Origin of the sequence: Paraburkholderia sp. J10-1, from assembly GCF_905220165.1 — a bacterium.
Classification (GTDB): Bacteria; Pseudomonadota; Gammaproteobacteria; order Burkholderiales; family Burkholderiaceae; genus Paraburkholderia.
The window spans coordinates 208,753-228,848 of sequence record NZ_CAJMYW010000008.1 but is presented as its reverse complement, the minus strand read 5'-3'; the positions used below and the strand labels follow the sequence as shown (position 1 = coordinate 228,848).

15 protein-coding genes and 1 pseudogene are annotated in these 20,096 nt (G+C 60.0%); 11 read left to right on the top strand and 5 right to left on the bottom strand.

Annotation, left to right across the window (positions count from 1 at the left end; translation table 11 throughout):
* Window positions 1-121 precede the first annotated feature (121 nt).
* Together U5A65_RS24505 and U5A65_RS24500 are read right to left on the bottom strand one after the other, a co-directional pair.
* A complete protein-coding gene (locus U5A65_RS24505; RefSeq protein WP_321936487.1) occupies window positions 122-1,438 on the bottom strand; it encodes an ATP-binding protein in 1,317 nt (438 codons plus the stop codon).
* The gene (locus U5A65_RS24500; protein ID WP_028207713.1) at window positions 1,422-2,153 is read right to left on the bottom strand and encodes a response regulator; all 732 of its coding nucleotides are present in this window, start codon (window positions 2,151-2,153) and stop codon (window positions 1,422-1,424) included. Before U5A65_RS24500 ends, U5A65_RS24505 begins: the two co-directional genes overlap by 17 nt.
* A gap of 232 nt (window positions 2,154-2,385) precedes the next feature.
* Here U5A65_RS24500 and U5A65_RS24495 point away from each other — a divergent pair, with 232 nt between their 5' ends.
* A complete protein-coding gene (locus U5A65_RS24495) occupies window positions 2,386-2,937 on the top strand; it encodes a Spy/CpxP family protein refolding chaperone (RefSeq protein ID WP_321912670.1) in 552 nt (183 codons plus the stop codon).
* A gap of 169 nt (window positions 2,938-3,106) precedes the next feature.
* On the opposite strand, the gene U5A65_RS24490 is transcribed toward U5A65_RS24495, so the two are convergent.
* Window positions 3,107-3,805: a pirin family protein gene (locus U5A65_RS24490; RefSeq protein WP_321947896.1), complete on the bottom strand. Its 699-nt coding sequence runs from the start codon at window positions 3,803-3,805 to the stop codon at window positions 3,107-3,109.
* A gap of 434 nt (window positions 3,806-4,239) precedes the next feature.
* On the opposite strand from U5A65_RS24490, the gene U5A65_RS24485 reads away from it, so the two are divergent.
* The 5 genes from U5A65_RS24485 (at window position 4,240) to U5A65_RS24465 (ending at window position 9,295) form a co-directional block, all read left to right on the top strand.
* Window positions 4,240-5,016 carry an ABC transporter substrate-binding protein gene (locus U5A65_RS24485; RefSeq protein ID WP_321947989.1) on the top strand — a complete coding sequence of 259 codons (777 nt, stop codon included), beginning with the start codon at window positions 4,240-4,242 and terminating at the stop codon, window positions 5,014-5,016.
* A 278-nt stretch (window positions 5,017-5,294) separates the two neighbouring features.
* The gene (locus U5A65_RS24480; RefSeq protein WP_321912676.1) at window positions 5,295-5,984 is read left to right on the top strand and encodes a histidine ABC transporter permease HisQ; all 690 of its coding nucleotides are present in this window, start codon (window positions 5,295-5,297) and stop codon (window positions 5,982-5,984) included.
* Window positions 5,985-6,003: 19 nt separating this feature from the next.
* A complete protein-coding gene (locus tag U5A65_RS24475; protein ID WP_158757272.1) occupies window positions 6,004-6,726 on the top strand; it encodes an ABC transporter permease in 723 nt (240 codons plus the stop codon).
* 19 nt (window positions 6,727-6,745) lie between these two features.
* Entirely contained in the window at window positions 6,746-7,528 is a 783-nt protein-coding gene (locus U5A65_RS24470; RefSeq protein ID WP_321912679.1) for an ABC transporter ATP-binding protein, read from the top strand.
* A 579-nt stretch (window positions 7,529-8,107) separates the two neighbouring features.
* Window positions 8,108-9,295, top strand: coding sequence for a porin (locus U5A65_RS24465; RefSeq protein ID WP_321947894.1), 1,188 nt, complete (start codon window positions 8,108-8,110; stop codon window positions 9,293-9,295).
* 193 nt (window positions 9,296-9,488) lie between these two features.
* On the opposite strand, the gene U5A65_RS24460 is transcribed toward U5A65_RS24465, so the two are convergent.
* A complete protein-coding gene (locus tag U5A65_RS24460) occupies window positions 9,489-9,827 on the bottom strand; it encodes a P-II family nitrogen regulator (protein WP_027795598.1) in 339 nt (112 codons plus the stop codon).
* A gap of 75 nt (window positions 9,828-9,902) precedes the next feature.
* The gene (locus U5A65_RS24455) at window positions 9,903-12,005 is read right to left on the bottom strand and encodes an NAD(+) synthase (protein ID WP_321912989.1); all 2,103 of its coding nucleotides are present in this window, start codon (window positions 12,003-12,005) and stop codon (window positions 9,903-9,905) included.
* Window positions 12,006-12,248: 243 nt separating this feature from the next.
* Here U5A65_RS24455 and U5A65_RS24450 point away from each other — a divergent pair.
* From U5A65_RS24450 to U5A65_RS24430, 5 genes and pseudogenes are all read left to right on the top strand, one after another.
* Window positions 12,249-12,515: pseudogene (locus tag U5A65_RS24450) on the top strand (peptidogalycan biosysnthesis protein); the annotation flags it as partial.
* 620 nt (window positions 12,516-13,135) lie between these two features.
* Window positions 13,136-14,818, top strand: coding sequence for a tyrosine-type recombinase/integrase (locus tag U5A65_RS24445; RefSeq protein ID WP_321947892.1), 1,683 nt, complete (start codon window positions 13,136-13,138; stop codon window positions 14,816-14,818).
* Window positions 14,796-17,141: a hypothetical protein gene (locus U5A65_RS24440; RefSeq protein WP_321947890.1), complete on the top strand. Its 2,346-nt coding sequence runs from the start codon at window positions 14,796-14,798 to the stop codon at window positions 17,139-17,141. The genes U5A65_RS24445 and U5A65_RS24440 overlap by 23 nt, the downstream gene beginning before the upstream one ends.
* On the top strand, window positions 17,134-17,790 hold the full coding sequence (locus tag U5A65_RS24435) for a hypothetical protein (RefSeq protein WP_321947888.1): 657 nt from the start codon (window positions 17,134-17,136) through the stop codon (window positions 17,788-17,790). Before U5A65_RS24440 ends, U5A65_RS24435 begins: the two co-directional genes overlap by 8 nt.
* Window positions 17,787-18,179 (top strand): hypothetical protein, encoded by a 393-nt coding sequence (locus U5A65_RS24430; RefSeq protein WP_321947887.1) that lies wholly within the window; start codon window positions 17,787-17,789, stop codon window positions 18,177-18,179. Before U5A65_RS24435 ends, U5A65_RS24430 begins: the two co-directional genes overlap by 4 nt.
* The last annotated feature ends 1,917 nt before the right edge of the window (window positions 18,180-20,096 follow it).

Here is a 20,096-nt window from a genome sequence, read left to right as displayed (position 1 = left end):
CACGGATCGTCAGGTCCGTACCACGTAAAACGCAGGCAAACCCAGCCTGACCCCGCGTCAAGCGCATCCGGCGATGCCCCACCTGAGCGGTGCGGGCTTGCGCCAGCCAATCAACCGCGAATTACCAGATCTGCGCCGCTTCGGTTACGGTGCGCTCCACCACGTCGAACGCAAACGTCATGCGCACCGCAAGGCCGCCGCTTTCGCCGTTGCCGATCGAGAGCTCGCCACCCGCGCGGCGCACGAGGCGCTCGACGATCGCCAGTCCCAGACCGCTGTGGCCGTTGCCGCCGCGCGCCGGGTCGAGCCGCACGAACGGCCGGCTCGCCTGTGTGAGATCCTGGTCGGGGATGCCCTTGCCGTGGTCGCGCACGGTGAGCGAAAAACCCGTTGCCCCGCGCTCGCTTTCGATCACGACGGGCGGTGCGCCATACGCATGGGCGTTGTCGAGCAGGTTCGAGACCACACGCTCGAGCGTGGCCGCGGGCAGACGAAACTCAGGACCGGCGCGCAGGCGCGTTTCGATCGCAATCGTTTCGCCGTTCGCCGTGCGGTGGTTGCGCACAATGCGCTCGCACTGATCGTCGACCTCGACGGGCTCGCTGCGATCGGCGCCGTCGTGCGCGAACACGAGGAACTGGTCGACGATGTGCGCCATCGACTCCACGTCGCGCACGACGCCGTCGCGCACCTTTTGCTCGTCCATCATTTCGGCGCGCAGGCGCAGCCGCGCAAGCGGCGTCTTGAGATCGTGAGCCACGCCCGCCAGCATGACGGCGCGGTCTTTTTCCGTACGCTCGACTTCCTTGACCATCTGGTTAAAGCCGAGCGTGAGCTGGCGCAACTCGCGCGGCCCGCGCTCGGGCACGGGCGGCACCGGCTCGCCCCGGCCAAAGCGGCCCACGGCCTGCGCGAGCGCGCTCAAAGGCTTTTGCAGCATCCACGCAGCCACGAGCGCGGCGATCACGGCGGTGGCGAAAATGGTGACGACCCACGGCAGAAACTTGTCGAGCGGCCGCATGACGCGCAACGGCTGGCCCGGCAAGACAATCCAGCGTGCGTCCTGCGGCCCGCGCACCCAGAGCGTGGGCGGCCCGCCCGGCGACCCGAGGCGCACGTCGGTGCCGGGCGGCATGCGTTCGCGCACGTCGTCGATGAAACGGCGCAGCGGATCGGGCATCCGATCGGTCTGTGGCGGCACAGCCGGGCTTGCCGGGTCGACGAGCTGCACGCGCGAAGGCAGCGGCTGGTCGGGCTCGCGCTCGACGTGCTGGCGCACCGCGTCGACGAGGAAGGTGGCCTCCTCGACGGCGTAGCGCGTTTGCATTTGATTGTGTTCGACGCGCATGAGCGTGAACCACGCGACGTGCGACACCAGCAGAACGCCGATGAAGATGACCGCGAGGCGCCCGAACAGCGAATCAACCGGCCGGCGCATGGTTGCCCTGCTCTCCGTCGGGAACGAACACGTAGCCGCGGCCGCGCACCGTCTGGATGAAGCGCGGCGTGGACGGATCGCTTTCGAGAATGCGCCGCAGACGCCACACCTGAACGTCGATGCCGCGGTCCGTGCCGTCGTACTCGGGACCGTGCAGCAGCTCGAGCAGGCGCTCGCGCGTGAGCGTGCGCATGGGGTGGTTCACGAAAATCTTCAGAAGCGCGAACTCGCTGCCCGACAGCATGATGGGCTTGCCTTCCTGCTGCAGCGTGCGCGACTGGAAGTCGAGCGTGAAGCGGCCGAACGCGTACGGCTCGCGCTGCTCGGGCGCCGCGGCCGAAGGCACCGTACGGCGGCGGCGCAGCACCGCCTGCACGCGCGCGAGCAGCTCGCGCGGATTGAACGGCTTGCCGAGGTAGTCGTCCGCACCGAGTTCGAGGCCGACGATGCGGTCCACGTCGTCCGCGCGCGCCGTGAGCATGATGACGGGGATGTCGTCGCCGGCCGCGCGCAGCTTGCGCAGCGCGGTCAGGCCGTCCACGCCCGGCATCATCAGGTCGAGCACGATCAGATCGGGGCGCTCGCGCTCGAGCCGCCGCTCGAGCGAGCCGGCGTCGTGCAGCACCGAGACTTCCATGCCCTGGCGCGCCAGATAGTCGCGCAGGAGGTCGCGTAGTTCGAGGTCGTCGTCGACGACAAGGATTTGAGTAGCCATGGGATGAAGTGTAACGCGCGCGCGCGGCCGTTTGCTTACAGCTCTTCCACCTGGGTTACGAGGTGTTACCGCGAAAGGCGCGTGTAATGTCGCGTAATCTCGGCGGCTTGCCGCGTAACACGCGCCACCTGCGGGGTCGATACGCTAGGGACACCGGTTGCGAGCGCCACCACTTCCGATAAGCGCCGCGCCAGACCGGATAAAACCCTCAGGATTTGTCAGGAGCATCACCATGTACAAGACGACTTCGCGCCTTCTCGCTATCGCCGCTGCCTCGCTCGCGCTCACCCTGGGCGCCACCGCCGCCAACGCCCAGATGCCGCCGCCCCCGGGCGGTCCCGGCATGATGCAGCACGGTCCCGGCATGCACGGCGACTTCATGCTCGGCTTCAAGAAGTTGCACGACAAGCTGAATCTGAACGCCGCGCAGGAAAAGCAATGGCAGGCCGCGCTCGACACGATGAAGCAGAACGGCCAGGCCATGCGCAAGAATCATGAACAGATGAAGCAACAGTTCGATTCGATGAAGAACCAGCCGATTCTCGACCTGAACGCCATGCACGCGGCGCACGAGCAGATCGAGCAGCAGAACCAGCAACTGCGCGAACAAACCACGCAAGCGTGGCTCGCCTTCTATAACGGCTTGAACGACCAGCAGAAGACGACCGTGAGCACGGCGATCAAGGAACGCTTCGCGAAGATGGAACAGCGCCACGACCAGATGCGCCAGCGCTGGGAGCAGCACCACAAGGGCGGCGCTTCGGCACCGGCCGCACCGCAGTAACCGGCTCGCGCACGCGCCGCCCGGGGGCGGCGCGCCAATGCGCAAACGTGCGACAAAGCGCCGCGGGACTCGCATCCCGCGGCGCTTTTTTTTGGCGCGAGCGTTTTTCCCGCTTACTTATTTGCCCGCTTACGCATAAGCCAGTTTGTCCGCCCCTGCCGGTCAACGCTCAGGCGAGATCGAACACCAGCACTTCGGCCGCTGCGCCGTTTGCGAGCGCGACACCCGCCTCGGCTTCGATCATCGCGGCATCGCCCGCTTCAAGGCGCTGGCCGTTCACATCGAGCGCGCCGCGCGCAACATGCAGATAAACGCGCCGCCCCGCGGGCACCGCATACTCGACGCGCTCCTCGCCGTCCACGAGTCCCGCATAGATCGAGGCATTCGAGCGCACCGTCACCGAGCCGTCCCGCCCGTCGGGGGAAGCGATAAGGCGCAGCCGCCCGCGTTTGCCGGCGTCGTCGAAGCGCTTTTCCTCATAGCCGGGCGCCCCACCGCGCTCGCGCGGCAGCAGCCAGATCTGCAGCAGGTGCGCTTCCTCTTCCTTCGAACCGTTGAACTCGCTGTGCATCACGCCCGTGCCGGCGCTCATGCGCTGCACGTCGCCGGGGCGGATGGTCGAGCCGTTGCCCATGCTGTCGCGATGCGCGAGCGCGCCGGAAAGCACGTAGGTCACGATCTCCATATCGCGGTGGCCGTGGGCTCCGAAGCCCTGGCCGCCCGCGATGCGGTCGTCGTTGAGCACCCGCAGCGCACCGTAGTGCATATGCGCTTCGTCGAAATAGTCTGCAAACGAAAAGCTATGGTACGAATCGAGCCAGCCGTGGTTGGCGTGGCCGCGTTCGTCTGCGCGTCGGATGGTCAGCATGGCAATCTCCGGTCAATCATGTCGATGTCCGAAGGTAAGGGCGGCGGCCCGCCTGCACAATCCGCAGCGGCGCACCGCATCGTTTCGCCAGCGACATCAATGGGCTGCGCTGCCAGCGCTGCCCTCCGTCAGACTGGCACACCCTCCGGCTTCGGGTAAAATACCGCGCTTTTCGGCCAGCGCGAGCCCGATGACCCGGGGCGGACAGCCCGGGGCGGCACCGCCGCCGCGCCAACGCGCGCGGCCGCCGGGGCCGGAGTGCGTCCGCGCTTTCCGACCCGCATTTTTGATCGCCTAGAATGGCGGCCAACGGTCACGAGCCTTAGCCGCCCCGCTTCGGCCGCGCGCCCCTTACCGCGCCGCGCCGCCCGTATCAGCTGTGCATGGGACCGCAGTCAGTGTTCACGCACTCGCTGCGGCTCGACAGGAGAATGATGAAGAAGTTTGCAGTGTGCGTGGCGCTGGCCCTGATCGCGGGCAGCGCCGCCGCCAAAGAGTGGAAGACCGTGCGCATCGGCGTGGACGCCAGCTATGCGCCGTTCGAGTCCAAAGCGCCGAACGGGCAGATCGTCGGCTTCGATGTCGACCTCACGAAAGCCCTGTGCGCGCGCATGAACGTGAAGTGCGTGTGGGTCGAGAACGACCTCGACGGCATCATCCCGGCGCTCAAGGCCCGCAAGTTCGACGCGATCGTGTCGTCGCTGACCGTGACGCCGCAGCGTGCCCAGCAGATCGACTACTCCGCGAAGATGTTCGATGCGCCCGCACGCATGCTCGCGCGCACGGGCTCGCCGCTGCTGCCGACGCCTGCCTCGCTTAAGGGCAAGAACGTGGGCGTCGAGCAGGGCTCGACCCAGGAAGCGTACGCGAAGGCGCACTGGGCGCCGCAGGGCGTGAACGTGATCTCGTACCAGAATCAGGATCAGGTCTACCAGGATCTGATCGCCGGCCGCCTCGACACGACGCTGCAAGACGAAGTCCAGGCCGATTTCGGTTTCCTGAAAACGCCGCGCGGCAAGGGTTTCGCGTGGGCGGGCCCGGAAGTGGAAGACCCGGCGACGATTGGCGACGGCACGGCGATCGGCCTGCGCAAGGACGACGCCGACCTGAAGGCGAAGTTCAACACGGCGCTGGCCGCGATTCATGCCGACGGCACGTTCGACAAGATCGCGAAGCAGTACTTCGACTTCGATATCTACAAAGGCAAGTGAACGGGAAAGCACACGCAGGTAAATAAACAACGAGACATTACCGCTCGCGCCGCGCGCCAGGACGCTTAAAGCCCCGGGGGCTCCCCGATAGACCGCCACCGGGCTTCGTATACAGTCACAGGCGCAGTCACAGGCGCGCTCACGAGCGCAATTGCATCGGCCACGCGCGCGTACGCAACACCGCGCAAAACACCGCGCGGCCATGAACGGATTTGAACCGCGGCACACAAACGCCGCGCCTTTCGCGGTGTGAGAAACGCACCGTCAAGGACTTGCCCATGTTTCTTCAAGGCTACGGCCCGCTGATCCTCGCCGGCACCTGGCAGACCGTCAAGCTCGCCGTGCTGTCGCTCGCGCTCTCGTTCGTGCTCGGGCTGATCGGCGCGGCGGCCAAGCTCTCCAAAAACCGCGTCGCGAACGGCGCGGGCACGCTCTACACCACGCTCATTCGCGGCGTGCCCGATCTCGTGCTGATGCTGCTGCTGTTCTACAGCATCCAGATCTGGCTGAACAACCTGACCGACATGCTGGGCTGGGATCAGATCGACATCGACCCGTTCCTCGCGGGCGTGGTCGTGCTCGGCTTCATCTACGGCGCGTACTTCACCGAGACCTTCCGCGGCGCGTTCATCGCGGTGCCGCGCGGCATGCTCGAAGCGGGCCACGCCTACGGCATGACGAACTGGCAGGTGTTCACGCGCATCATGTTCCCGCAGATGATGCGCTTCGCGCTGCCCGGTATCGGCAACAACTGGCAGGTGCTCGTGAAGTCCACGGCGCTCGTCTCGATCATCGGTCTCGCCGATGTCGTGAAGGCCAGCCAGGACGCCGGCAAGGGCACGCTGCGCTTCTTCTTCTTCACGCTGCTCGCCGGCGCGATCTATCTCGTCATCACCACGGTCTCCAACTTCGTGCTGATGTATCTCGACAAGCGCTACTCCACCGGTGTGCGCAAGGCGGATCTCTGAATCGCACGAGGCCAAGACCATGCAAGACTTCGTCCAACTGATCCAGCAGTACTGGCGCAACTACCTCTTCTCCGACGGCTACCATTTCAGCGGCGTGGTCATCACGCTGTGGCTGCTCGTCATCTCGATCGGGCTCGGCTTCTGCCTCTCGGTGCCGCTCGCCGTGGCCCGCGTATCGAAGAAGAAGTGGCTCGCCGGGCTCGTGTGGCTTTACACGTATATCTTCCGCGGCACGCCGCTCTACGTGCAGCTGCTGCTGTGCTACACGGGCCTTTACAGCCTCGAGATCGTGCGCAATCACGAGCTCACGAGCGCGTTCTTCAGAAGCGGCATGAACTGCACGCTGCTCGCGTTCACGCTCAACACCTGTGCGTACACCACGGAAATCTTCGCGGGCGCGATCAAGGCCACGCCCTACGGCGAGATCGAAGCCGCGCGCGCCTACGGCATGTCGCAGTTCACGTTGTACCGCCGCGTGATCCTGCCTTCGGCGCTGCGTCGCGCACTGCCCTACTACAGCAACGAAGTCATCCTGATGCTGCACGCAACGACCGTGGCCTTCACGGCCACCGTGCCCGACATCCTGAAGATCGCGCGCGACGTGAACTCGGCGACGTACCAGTCGTTCGGCGCGTTCGGCATCGCCGCCCTGCTGTACCTGATCATTTCTTTCACGCTCGTGTGGCTGTTCCGCCGCGCCGAGCGCCGCTGGCTCGCGTACCTGCGACCGCAAGGCAAGTGAGCTCGCTAGAGGCTATTTGATGAATTCCCAGAAGCAGAAGCTGTTCGTCGACTCCATCCACAAGAAGTACGGCGACAACGAAGTCCTCAAGGGCGTGTCCCTGAAAGCCAATGCAGGCGATGTGATCAGCGTGATCGGCTCGTCCGGATCGGGCAAGAGCACGATGCTGCGCTGCGTCAACTTCCTCGAGCAGCCCAACGCCGGGCGCATCGTGGTGGACGGCGAGGAAGTCGCCACGCGCGCCGACAAGCGCACGGGCGCGCTGCACCCCGCCGACGCGAAGCAGCTCCAGCGCGTGCGCACCAAGCTCGCGATGGTGTTCCAGCACTTCAACCTGTGGTCGCACATGTCGGTGCTCGAAAACGTGATCGAGGCGCCGGTGCACGTGCTGGGTCTGTCGCGCAAGGAAGCCGAAGATCGCGCGCGCACCTATTTGGAGAAGGTCGGTCTCGCGCCGCGCGTGGAGAAGCAGTACCCCTCGCACCTCTCGGGCGGTCAGCAGCAACGCGTGGCGATCGCCCGCGCGCTCGCCATGCACCCCGACGTCATGCTGTTCGACGAGCCGACCTCGGCGCTCGACCCCGAACTCGTGGGCGAAGTGCTCAAGGTCATGCAGAAGCTCGCCGAGGAAGGCCGTACGATGATCGTGGTCACGCACGAAATGGGTTTCGCGCGCAACGTTTCGAACCACGTCATGTTCCTGCACAAGGGACTCGTGGAAGAAGAAGGCCAGCCGTCCGAGGTATTCGCCAATCCGAAGAGCGAGCGCCTGCGCCAGTTCCTTTCAGGCAGCCTCAAGTAAGACGACCTTCAGGGTCGCCGCCTTTCGGCGATGTAGTAAAAGTAGTTTTACAAGGCGCTTACAGCGCCTTTTCTTTTTTCGTCTTTTACCCTCGAAAAGCCGCCGCTTTGACGTCAAAAACGGCGTTTTTCGCATTACTCCTTGTGAAATCGCTCGTCAATAGTGGCAATCCTGAACTTAGCCAATAAATTGACGTGAGTCCCTTATCCCGTAAGGCTTTCGATCTATTTGTAGTATCCCTCTGACCACCATCCAGGAAGGCCATATTGCAATTTGACGACACCACGGGGTGCGAGCACGAATTAGTTCGCCAGCGCGGACCTTTTTTGCTAAATTAGTAACCAAAGTAGCAAAACAAAGTTCATTAAAAGTAGTTTCACTTCAAAAAGAACGGGAGATGCCAGTCAACCAGGGGACCTGCAAGACGACCCAGCCCGGGTCATGCAGCGGCACCAGCCCGTACGCCGGTCCTCAGGGTAATTCTCCCTCACGCGACGATTTCTGTTCGCAGCGCCGCCAAGCGCACGGACGTCTTTCGCAGTACTAAGGTTGACTCTTTGACAGGGTATGGAGGAGAAGATGAAGAAAGCTTTGCTCGCCGCAGCATTGATGTCGGCTGGCGTGGTCGCGCATGCACAAAGCAGCGTCACGCTGTATGGCCGTCTCGACATGGGTATCGCGTACATGAACGGCATCGGTGCTGGTTCTAGCACCGCCCCCGGCAATGTCGGCGCGGCCACCCACGGCTCCAGCCAGGTTCAGCTCGAAAGCGGCTACTGGGGCACCAGCCTCTGGGGCATGAAGGGTGTTGAAGACATCGGTGGCGGCAACAAGGTTCTGTTCCACCTGGAAGGCAGCTTCAGCACGGCTAACGGCTCGCTCGGCTCGGCCGGCTCGCTCTGGAATCGCTGGGCGACTATCGGTGTAGCGAACGATCAGTTCGGTACGCTGCTGGCTGGCCGCATGCTGTTCATCTCCAACGGCATTTGGGACTTCGACCCGTTCGGTCAGTCGAACTGGTCGTCGGCTTCGATGGTCCGTGGCCGCAACTGGCCGCAATCGAGCAACAACATTTCGTACCAGTCGCCGAACTGGATGGGCTTCGACGTGTACGGCCAGTACGCGTTCTCGAACGCGACGAACTGGAACGGCAACAACACGACGCCGTCGGGTCGCGAGGCTGGCCTGCAACTGACGTACACGAGCTCGCTGTTCCAGGTCCGCGGTCTGTATGACGAAATCCGCAATCCGAACAACGGTCAGCTGGGCGGCCTCTACAACGCGCTCGACGGCAGCACGAAAACGCCGCTCGCCAGCTCGCAAGGCAACGGCAACGGCGTATTCGCGTACTCGCGCGACTACATGGCCATGTTCAACGTGTTCCTTGGCGCATTCAAGATTCAGGGCGGCTACGAAGCCATCCGTTCGTCGGGCATGAACCCGGGCATCATCGGTCAGCCGACCACGCTTGACCACGAATGGGGCGGTGTGACGTGGCAAATGACGCCGGCTGCAGCGCTGATCGCAGCGGTCTACCACGTCAATGCGAACAACGGTGGCGGCAACGCCACGCTGTACACGGTTGGTGGTTCGTACAACCTGTCCAAGCGCACGCTGCTCGACATCCAGGCAGGTACGGTGCAGAACAGCAAGACGGCCAACTTCGGCCTGAACGCCAACAACTTCGGTACGGCTGCAAGCACTGGCAACCCGCTGCCGGGCCACAGCCAGGTTGGCGTGTACGCAGGTATCCAGCACTCGTTCTAATTTGAAGCGAGTGTAGACAGAACAGCTACATCGACGTTTTCACGCTGCTGCGAGAGGCGCGTATCGGTGCGATGTCCGAAAGGGTATCGCACCGTTTTTTATGCTGGGGACGGGCCGCGAAAGCGGCGCCGTCCCCTTTTCTATTGGTCCATCGGGTGCTTCGCGTACTTCGGGGGCCGCAAAGCGGCCAGCCTCACACCGCCGCTTCGTTCTCCTCGCCCGTGCGGATGCGGATCACGCGCTCCACGTCGGTCACGAAGATCTTGCCGTCGCCGATCTTGCCCGTGCGCGCCGCGCCGATGATCGCGTCGATCACCTGGTCGGCCTGATCGTTCGCGACGACCACCTCGATCTTCACCTTCGGCAGGAAGTCGACCACGTATTCGGCGCCGCGGTAAAGCTCCGTATGGCCCTTCTGGCGGCCGAAGCCCTTGACCTCGGTGACGGTCAGGCCCGTGAGGCCCACTTCGGCGAGTGCCTCGCGCACTTCGTCGAGCTTGAACGGTTTGATCACGGCAGTAATGCGTTTCATGGCGAACCTCGTCTCGTTATCGGATCAGTCGGAAATTTCAGAACCTATCGGGATTCTACGCTGTGCGGCCGGGGCTCAAGCCGAGGGCTTGCCCGCGCTCGCCCCACTCGCTTCATCGGGTACCTGTTCCAGGTCGGCGAGCCACACCACCGACTCCGAATCGCTCGGCGCGCGCCAGTCGCCGCGCGGCGACAGCGAGCCGCCCGAGCCGACCTTCGGCGAATTCGGAACACAGGTGCGCTTGAACTGGCTCTGGCGGAAGAAGCGGTCGAGGAATATGCGCAGATTGCGCTTGATCGCCGCAAGATCGTACTGGTTGCGCACGACTTTCGCGTTCTCGGGCCACGCCCCGGCTTCCCGGTCGCCCCACGCGTGGCGCGCGAGGAACGCCACCTTCGAAGGCGCGAAGCCGAAGCGCAGCGTGTAGTAGAGGTTGAAGTCCTGCAGCTCGTACGGGCCGATCGTGCTCTCGGTTTTCTGCTCGGGCGCGCCATCGGACTTGCCCGGAATCAGCTCGGGGCTGATGTCGGTGGCGAGAATCGCTTCGAGCACGTCGCGGCCGCTCTCGCCGTTCTGGCCAATCTGGCCTGTTTCGGCCACCCAGCGTACGAGATGCGTGATGAGCGTCTTCGGCACGCTCGCGTTCACGTTGTAGTGCGACATGTGATCGCCCACGCCGTACGTGCACCAGCCGAGCGCAAGCTCGGAGAGATCGCCCGTGCCGATCACGATCGCGTGATTGAAGTTGGCAAGGCGGAACAGGTGATTCGTGCGCTCGCCGGCCTGCACGTTTTCGAAGGTGATGTCGTAGGTTTCCTTGCCTTCCGAATACGGATGACCCAGGTCTTCGAGCATCTGCATGCAGCTCTGGCGAATGTCGATTTCACGCGCCGTACAACCCACGAGCGCCATCAGTTCGCGTGCCTGGCGCAGCGTGCGCTCGCTCGTGGCGAACCCGGGCATGGTGTACGCGAGGATGTTCGCGCGCGGCAGCCCGAGGCGGTCCATCGCCTTCGCGCACACGAGCAGCGCATGCGTGGAGTCGAGCCCGCCCGAGACGCCAATCACCACTTTCTTGATGCCCGCCTGCGAAAGCCGCTGCACGAGCGCCTGCACCTGGATGTTGTAGACCTCGTTGCAGCGCTCGTCGCGGCGCTTCGGATCGGCCGGCACGTAGGGGAAGCGCTCCACGCGGCGCGCCAGCGCGAGCGTTTCGCGCGCCCAGGCGCCCTCGCCCGCCAGCTCGCATGCAATCACGCGAAACTTCGCGACTTCATCGGCGTGGCGGCGAATCGAATCGCCGAACGTGGTCTGGCGGACGCGCTCCTGCTGCAAGCGCGCGAGATCGATGTCGGCGAAGATGAGGTGCGAGTCGTCCGGGAAACGCTCCGATTGCGCGAGCAGTTCGCCGTTTTCGCACACGAGCGCGTGACCGTCCCAGGCCATGTCGGTGGTCGATTCGCCCTTGCCCGCCGAGGTGTACAGATACGCCGCGAGACAGCGCGCCGACTGTTGCGACACCAGCTGCTGCCGGTAGCCCGCCTTGCCCACCACGACATTCGACGCCGAAAGATTCACGAGCACCGAAGCGCCCGCGAGCGCCGCGAACGACGACGGCGGAATCGGCACCCAGACGTCCTCGCAAATCTCCACGTGAAAGCGCAGACCCGCGACCTGTGGAACTTCGAACAGCAGCGACGCACCGAACGGCACGTCCGCGCCGGCGAGGCGCACGGTGTCGGTGCAAGCGACATCGGCGGGACTGAACTGGCGCGGCTCGTAGAACTCGCCATAGTTCGGCAGGAAGCTTTTCGGCACGACGCCTGCCACACGTCCGCCCGCCACGACAGCCGCGCAGTTGAAGAGTGAATGGCCCGCGCGCACCGGCAGCCCGACGATCATGACGAGCGGCAGCGTGGCCGAGGCTTCCACGATCTGCGCGAGCGCGCGCTCACAGGCGTCGAGTAACGCTTGCTGATGGAACAGGTCGTCGCAGGTATAGGCCGAGAGGCCCAGCTCGGGGAACGCGACGAGCGCCGCGCCCTTCGCAGCAGCCTCGCGCGCGAGCGCGAGCGTCTCGGTGGCGTTGAACGCAGGGTCGGCCACACGGCAGCGGGGCACGCCCACGGCCACGCGCGCAAAGCCGTGCGTATAGAGATTGAAGAAGCGCTCTTTCATTTCGATAACCTTGAGGCGGGCGCGCTGCGCACGAAAGCGCGCGCTCTGACGTTCGGGCTGCTTGATGCCGCTTGGTGCCGCTTGGTGCCGCGTGATGCCGCTTGATGTCCCCGCGCGGCTGCCGCCGCTGCAAGCGGCGCGGCGGTCCTCACCCGCTCGGGACGTTTGCTTTACCATGACCGTTTGCCGCGGCAGGCGCTGTTGAAACGCCCACGCCGCTTCCCACGCCAACGGGCACGCAAGTTGAAACAGGAACATTTCGATTATCGCACGGGCATCCTCGGCTCACCGTCCGAGGTCGACGCCGCCGAATGGAACGCGCTGCTCGCACGCCAGGCGCAGCCTACGCCTTTTTTGCGCCACGAATTCCTCGCTGCGCTCGACGCCACGCGCTGCACCACGCCGGACGAGGGCTGGGCCGCGCAGTTCGTCACGCTCACCGACACACGCACGGGGCGCCTCGCCGCCGCCGCGCCGGTGTACCTGAAGGGCCACTCGTACGGGGAATACGCAAAATTATGTGTGTTACCCGGCGCGACTGACTGACCGACCGGGTTCTTGACCCCGCCGGCAATGTGCTCGGCGAAAGTCAACACCATTTTGAGACTCGGGCACAGCCTGAACCCTGCGTAGCAGACTAGACCTGCGACCAGCCCTATCAAAAATCGCCATCTATAGACACCGACCATTGCTTTCTTCGGCGAATGGTCTAGCCTCCTAGTGACTGACCGACTGAGTGACTGACCGACCGGTCTCGACACCCCTATCGCCCGTCCGACAGTCAGATTCGCCCCTTTTGGCTCGCCTTACGCCCTTTGACGCACAACGGGCCCACGTAGCGGCGCCAGCGAGCGCACGCGCTAACGTTGGAGTCGGCAATGTCTCCTCCATACAAGAAGGCCGCCTTATCCCAGCATTGCTGGGGAAAGGGCGTGCTCCAACTCGCCTGCGTTCAACGGACCCCGGATGCGGAAAAGCCGTTCACCAAGTTAATAAACCTCAGGAAGGTGAAACTGAGCCCTCATGGCCTCATGGCTCGAGCGTTGGAAGATTCGGAGTGCCCAATCGACGTGAACCGGTTTTACCGGCTGAGACACGTCTTGTACGCAATCTCGACAAATGAACAGGCGATGACCACGCTGAACTCGCTACCCGAAAGCGCGACACCGTATGAGTTGGAAAACTTGGTCAGGACGATTGATGACAGCCTTCATGCGGTCAGCACCGCACAAAAGAGCATCTTCACCACCACCATCACACACTTTCTCAATCAGATTCGGACGCCTCTGCTTAACGGTGAAACGATTGCTAGCTTGTTCCTGAAAAGCCGTCACGGGTGGAACCATACAAGTCGAACGTCCGAAACAATCATCCTAGATATCTTCGACCAAAGCTATCTACATACGCCCCTCGCGGCTATTGACTTTGAGAATCCGAAGCAGCTCAGGGAAAACGCACTCCAAACGCTTGTCGAGTATGCAAATCATATAAATCAAGTCTGCACGAAGGTGTTAGATAGCCACGATGAACTGGCCAAAAAGTTGAGCGACTATACGACCAACTCGCTACCGGACGAGGTCCACGTAAACATTCGCAACACAATTGCCAGGGGGGGTATAGTCAAGGCTAGGACCTTAGACAAGCTTGACCAGATTGACCCCGCACTGCACCTTCATGTCGCTTGCAAGCTGGTAGTGGCGCACAGCCTCTATCGGAATCGGAAGCCCACAGTCCAACTCGGACTCGACACACTTGGCCAGTATTGGTCGGTAAAGAACGCCGATGCATATGGCATTGCCATGATGCTATCGCACTACTATTTGCCGCGCCCGGTTGTCACCGCCTGTCTTCTCCTGCTGATTGTCGCGACCGGCTGGAATGCTCCAACGTGTGCGTCAATTACTCGGGCAAACGTTCGCGAGACTCCCGAGGGAACCATCCTGCTTGATGGTGTTAAGTGGAGAACAGACCAAATCCAAAACTCAGAGCTCTTTGAAGACGATGCTGTCGGTGACACGTCCCTCGTGAAACCGCAACGAGAGATATCCAATCCCGAAGCGATACGCGCACTGCGATTGCTGGTCGCGAACAGAATCCGACTCGATGACAACATAGCACCGAAGAACCCGTCACTCTTCGTTTCGATGAGGAGCAGAAATCACACAGATGATGAGTTCAACTTTTGCATCGGCGAAACTTTCGACAACATAAAGGAATTTTGCTTCCAGACCGGGCTTAAGAATCTCTCGGCAAACGAACTCCGTCACGTGGCCGCCCATACACGCTATTTGTCAACAGGCGGAGACATGCATGACCTGCAAGACTTCCTCGGTCATTCAAAGCTCGAAACTAGCGTCACATACATCAACTCCACACTTATTCGGCTACTCGGGGAAGCGAATCTTCTAAGGTTCGTCAACCTATTGGCGGCATGCGTCCACTACCAGACTAATAGAAAAGACAGACTCTCCGACGGGGAAATTCGTCGTGTGGAAAACAACAATCTTCTTATGTTTCCACCCAGCGCCCTCGAGAATTCTGAAATCAAGTGCATTGCCGACCTATGGATGCAGTCTCTCGGGACGATGCAGCTAAAGATTGGCCTCGCTGAAGTTGCGCATACGGCTCTCCAGCACGTCCTATATAGACGGCACATGAGCCACCTAATGGCAGCCAACCACGAGCGTTTCGTAGTCCATCATCTACCCCGCATCGTCTTCTGCGCAGCAATGTACCGCTTTCTATCCGCTGGCCCATTTCGCACTCAGCTTCGCCAACTAACGAGGCACTATGATGACCACCCAACCTGCTAGCGATGCATCGTCGAGCACATACCCCTTTGACCAGGTAACGCGCTCCGACCGCTACCTTTCCCCCTTTGAGAGTGACATCATCGTTATAGACCAGAGTCATCCTCTCGATGATAAACCCTCCCCTACACGGTTCAATGTGGGCGCTATCGAATTGCGCGGGCGAGCAACTACTGGCCTCGTCGAGAGTCGGGTCTCCATTAGAGAGTACCCACATCTCTTGGCGGCGCTCAAAATAGCCGTCAATGCTGCCATCGCACGCACGGGACCGTCGTCCGCCGGTATCGCGAGTCGCGTCATCACTGTGGCGGTCTACATATTTACCTGGATGCTACGCAACGGTTTCGAGTTCCTCTCCGACCTAACTAAGAAGGCCGTTCGTTCGTTAGGGAGAGATGTCGCCCGGCGTGGATGGTACGTAGTACTTGGATACGACGCGGCGATGTACCAGCTTGCCAAACGATGCCTGAAAGACGATGGCTTGAGAAGACGCGTCATGAACCGTGTCGAAGGAAAACAGATTTCCTTTAGTCCTGTACAAATCTCATGGGAAATAGGCCTTCCCGTTGCAGGCATGCGGATTCCACACTGGTTCAGGCAAGCACTTATTACCCGTGATTTGCCGTCGATGCGAGAAATCCAAGCTCCCGAATTCGCCAAACCAACTGTCAGCGAACATCGAGCGCTTATGCAGACCATCAACCGTCTCTCCACGAAACACGGCTTCGACAGTATCCCGTTCGTGCTGTACCGGCATATCAAAAATGAGATTACCCATGAGGCGCAGCGCAGAGCACGGATTGCGAACGCCAACGCTCGGGCGAAACCTAGTCAAGGAGAACCCCACCGTGATTCGGTTAGCCCTCATGCCACGCCAAATCTCCCAATAAAAGTCGCCGTCCAGCTCCTCAAAGAAGCGCTTAAGTGGATTTACGAGTACAAGCCCGCGGTACTCGAAATGCTATCAATCCTGCGCTCAGGATTGGAATCACAGATTCGCAACTCCAACGACCGGCAGAGTGCCGAGCAAACCGTCCTGGACATCAATGCTGCGTTGTCGGCGCACGGAGTCCCGTTGTCGATAACCGAGATAGACGGGCGCGCTAGACAACCTACAAAGATTGTTGACACAGCGCTATTTTCGTCATTTTTTCTTCTTGGCCTAAATTTGGGCAGACGACCAAACGAAGTTGTCGGGGACAGCAAACCCTACGGCGTCTACTTTGGCTGCTGCACGCGTGTGCTTCCCGAAAGCGATGACCATCGCATTGAAGTCTACATTGAGAAGTCCGTGAAAACTTACGGTACGTCATGGTGCAACCACATCGTGGTCGACACGATGTCGCTTCTCGAATCCTTACATCAGTGCTGGAGGCCGTTGGGTTCGCCGATGCTTGAACCTCCCGAGGACAAAGAGCAGGCACGGCGAGAAAAGCTTTTTCCGTCTCGCCGCATGACGCTCGCAGGCTTTAGGGAGCATCCACGAGAATTCGACATACGCGCCAACTGCGGCTACTTCTTCGAGCTGGCCGGCGTCGACAAAGTTCTGTTCTCTGAGCGTCAGTACCCTCTGCGACGCACGTTCATTACACTCTATGTGCGCCGCTACGATTGCGCAGAGCTGCTCGCGCTACGAGACTATATGCTCGATTTTCGTCTGGACAGTCTTGTACCGTACTACCGTGACCCGGCACATCGTCTCTCAGAAGAGAGTACGAAGACGCTCTACGCATGGTCACCGACTGGCGAAGAAAACATACGCGAGCTACTAGCCGAAGAGCGTGCAACCTACCTGAAGGAGCTTCTCGTAGACCTTTTGAACGGGAAGCCAATTGGCGGAGGTTTTCCACGACTGGTCCAAGCTTTACTTAAGAGATTTGCACTCAAACCGGAATTCACCCGCGCTGACATCCTCATCAAAGGGGAAATGATTGCGGCAGAACTCCTCCGTCGCGGCTACGCCGCTCGGGAGCAGGAGAACTGCGTCTGTATGGCAGGAGAAGCTCGTCACACAAGAAAGCATTCCCATTGCTTCTCCGGCGGCAGGCTACACACCGAAGATGCTTCCCCAAAGAAGTGTCACAATTGTGTGCACTCCATGACGACGAAAAACACGCTAGTCATCATGGAACAAGAGAGCCAACGCGCTGCCGAACTCTCTCGCAGCTCCGCGCTACCATCTTTCACACGTACCGAATTCGCGAAGCTTTCTCAGCGCCTCAGAGAGCTGATTTCCCTCGAAGTGGCGCTCGCGAGCAAAACTAGCGAACTGTTCATGGAGCTCGTTAATTCGTGGCCAAAAGTGCTGGAGCGAATCAATGGATAGCATCCGAACCGATTCCGCAGAGAACTCAAACAAGAAAAAAGCTCAACTCAAAATCGATGCCAAGCTCGACTTACTTGGCGTGTGGAGTAAATCTGGTATTCCGTGGATAACAGACACCGAAGGCCGACGGCTCTGCGACTCCGACAACCATCCAGTCCTCGAATATTTCCCTTCCACCATCGAAGAATTCGCTGCGTGGACGTCAGTCCAACATACGGCCCCGACCCTACTCGCATACCCGCAGCTCCGTGAGCTTAAGTCATTCAGTCGTGACACGCTCAACCAGCCACACAACACTCCTCGAAAGGATTTGGTTGATGCCGCTCTTAAAGGGATTCAGGCAAAGGCAGCTCTACAGGCAGAGGAAATTAATTTCGCTGCTAAGTTAGCCAAAGTAACCGCCGAGCGTGACCATTGGAAGAAGCTCGCTCACGCTCAAGAGACTGAAATCGCGGTCTACCGAGAGCTCGCCACTTCTGCAACTGAAAGTCTGGAAGAAGAGCAGGCTCTCCGAAAGCGCGTGAGCGCCCACGCACAAAGGAAAATTACTAGACTTCAAAACGAATTGGCCAAAATTCGCACCAAGCACGCACAGGGCAAGGTGGTCCACCTTTTCCCTGATTCAAAAAAACAAAGGAGCGAAGAATGAAAAATGTAAACCGTTCCTCGCAGGAACGTTCGAACGACAACGCCGAGCGTCTGAAGGCTTGGTTGAAGGAAACGCCGATTGACAAGGTGCCAGTTAATCAATTTGGTGGCGCGGCACGAAAAGCTATCTGTGCGAGATTGGCAATCCCTCGGTCTACCATCGCGACCGGCAAGGGCATCCAGAATATTTTCGATGATTTAGATAGTCAGTTGGCTAGACACCTAAAGGCCAAGCGGACCGGTAAGCCAAAATCTCGACGAACTATGACCACTGTCCTATCTGTGGAGTGTCAACGACTTCAGCAAGAGTTGTCGCGTGCACTTGAGAAGTCTCGCCGACTTGAATACCTCGAAGCAACCGGCATCTATCTAGGTCAGAATCGTGTCTAACGAACAGGTTCGTGGCACCGTTCTAAAAGTCCTATCGTATGGAATAGGTGGCGGAGCCATTTTAATCATCGAGAAGGCTCCACAGACCGTCGTTCGCGTACTAGCGGACTATCGGGTCATGCGCCGCCCTCCCGTACCCGGTGAAGTTTTCGTTATCGATGGAGAAACCGAACGACACCCCTACTTTGGAAAGCAACTGGTTGCGCATTCTGCGAAGTGTGAGAGACCGCAAGGTATCGAGATATGTGCACTCTTATCCCGCCACCCTATATTTAAGCTCTCCAAACGCAACGTGGAAAAGCTATGGAAGACGCTAAGTCATACGTTGTATCAGTTCCTCGAAAGAGAGGACATTGTTTCCCTGAACCGGTCTGGTGTATCCGCATCGACTTCTTTGGAGTTAGTGCGTGCATGGTCTCGCTATATTGCTGAGATTGAAACCGCGGAACACATCATGAGATGGGCGCTGCCGAGTCCGGCCGACGTTGACCTGTTCAAGAACGTGCAACTCTTTTCCGGATTGTCGATATCTAACCCATACTTGTACATTCCAGAGTTGTCGTGGTCTGATGTCGAACCGCGCGCATCAAAAGCGTTCCCGCAGACAAACCGGGAACGCCTCGTCGCAGCGTGTCTATCGGTCTTTTGTCGTCGACGAGAAGTCAGTCTCACACCAATTCCCGAAGAAGAGTACCTTCGTCGCCTAACTAGCAGACTGGGAAGACGCCGCATAGCTCTTGACGCTTTGAAGAAAGCTATCGAAGACGGCCACGTTGAGAAGTTTTCTTATGCGAGCAACTCACATATCGTACTAAGCTCCCACCGCCTCATTTGCCAGCAACTTTCTTCCCGACTTTTCTACGATTCCTCTGACAGCCCTCAACTCCCATCGCTGCTACGAAAGTTGAAACACTCGTCCGCGAGACCGTTCAGCTTGTGCTCACTTATCATTTGCGACGGCATGAATTCGCATGAATCGACGATTAACCTATACAAGAGATTACCAAATGCGGTTCACGTAATACCATTTTTTGACACAGATGATGACGGCACTGCATCTGAAAAGATTCGCAAGATTACGACTGGAAAATTGCTTTTAGAAAAACTAGACGACCTTCCTGAGCTAGTGGTGATACACACAGCGAATGGCTACGACCTGCTAGGCTTGAACAAGATTCTCCACTGTCTTCCGAAGAACGCTCAAGTTATTTTGTCGGGACATACCTATTCCTCTGGTCGCAACGCTCGACCCGCTCCGTTTCTCACTCTCGTGCGAACAAATTCCGTGCCTTCAGCCTATCTCACTAGCGTCGGTTTTCGTGATTCATCGCCGTTGAGAAAAAATTCGCCGTCAAGGGTGTTCAGCGAAGTCTCAACTAGTGAGCACGAAGTCGTGAGCAACTTAGAGGTAACCTGCCGCCTATGCAGCGCATATCGTTCCGCCCGCTCTGCGGGCACCGTGGTTATCTTGTGCAATGACTCGCTTCTACGTCGGAGAATTAACGATGAGCTTCAAGCAGAGCTTTCGCAGGAGACGGTTCAAGGGGGCGCAAATCAACCCAGAATAAGGATTTCTGGGGGCGGCGAAGCAAGCGCTGGCGCGCCCATGACGTGGTCTAGCTTCGACTGGGCAAGGGTGCGACTCCCCGGTGAGCAGTTGACACTATTGCAGGCTCACGAGCATGCATATCTGCGTGTAGACGGCGCAATACCGGAGATGGTCAAGGGAAACGTTGAGCGCAACAATGGGGTTATCGAGGATGTCACGCTTTCAGATGCGCGCAGACTTGTCCTTGCTTACGCCTTAGCGCCCTCTCAGTGTGGCCTTGGGACATGGGACACTGTGATTGTCTACTACCGGGGAGCACAGACCAGTCTTCCACATTGGGCTTCCATCGCATCGACAAGAGCGAGAAA

Excerpts from the sequence above, each read along its gene's own strand:
- U5A65_RS24505 (WP_321936487.1), bottom strand. The coding sequence starts at position 1,438 with ATGCGCCGGCCGGTTGATTCGCTGTTCGGGCGCCTCGCGGTCATCTTC.
- U5A65_RS24500 (WP_028207713.1), bottom strand. The coding sequence starts at position 2,153 with ATGGCTACTCAAATCCTTGTCGTCGACGACGACCTCGAACTACGCGAC.
- U5A65_RS24495 (WP_321912670.1), top strand. The coding sequence starts at position 2,386 with ATGTACAAGACGACTTCGCGCCTTCTCGCTATCGCCGCTGCCTCGCTC.
- U5A65_RS24490 (WP_321947896.1), bottom strand. The coding sequence starts at position 3,805 with ATGCTGACCATCCGACGCGCAGACGAACGCGGCCACGCCAACCACGGC.
- U5A65_RS24485 (WP_321947989.1), top strand. The coding sequence starts at position 4,240 with ATGAAGAAGTTTGCAGTGTGCGTGGCGCTGGCCCTGATCGCGGGCAGC.
- U5A65_RS24480 (WP_321912676.1), top strand. The coding sequence starts at position 5,295 with ATGTTTCTTCAAGGCTACGGCCCGCTGATCCTCGCCGGCACCTGGCAG.
- U5A65_RS24475 (WP_158757272.1), top strand. The coding sequence starts at position 6,004 with ATGCAAGACTTCGTCCAACTGATCCAGCAGTACTGGCGCAACTACCTC.
- U5A65_RS24470 (WP_321912679.1), top strand. The coding sequence starts at position 6,746 with ATGAATTCCCAGAAGCAGAAGCTGTTCGTCGACTCCATCCACAAGAAG.
- U5A65_RS24465 (WP_321947894.1), top strand. The coding sequence starts at position 8,108 with ATGAAGAAAGCTTTGCTCGCCGCAGCATTGATGTCGGCTGGCGTGGTC.
- U5A65_RS24460 (WP_027795598.1), bottom strand. The coding sequence starts at position 9,827 with ATGAAACGCATTACTGCCGTGATCAAACCGTTCAAGCTCGACGAAGTG.
- U5A65_RS24455 (WP_321912989.1), bottom strand. The coding sequence starts at position 12,005 with ATGAAAGAGCGCTTCTTCAATCTCTATACGCACGGCTTTGCGCGCGTG.
- U5A65_RS24445 (WP_321947892.1), top strand. The coding sequence starts at position 13,136 with ATGACCACGCTGAACTCGCTACCCGAAAGCGCGACACCGTATGAGTTG.
- U5A65_RS24440 (WP_321947890.1), top strand. The coding sequence starts at position 14,796 with ATGATGACCACCCAACCTGCTAGCGATGCATCGTCGAGCACATACCCC.
- U5A65_RS24435 (WP_321947888.1), top strand. The coding sequence starts at position 17,134 with ATGGATAGCATCCGAACCGATTCCGCAGAGAACTCAAACAAGAAAAAA.
- U5A65_RS24430 (WP_321947887.1), top strand. The coding sequence starts at position 17,787 with ATGAAAAATGTAAACCGTTCCTCGCAGGAACGTTCGAACGACAACGCC.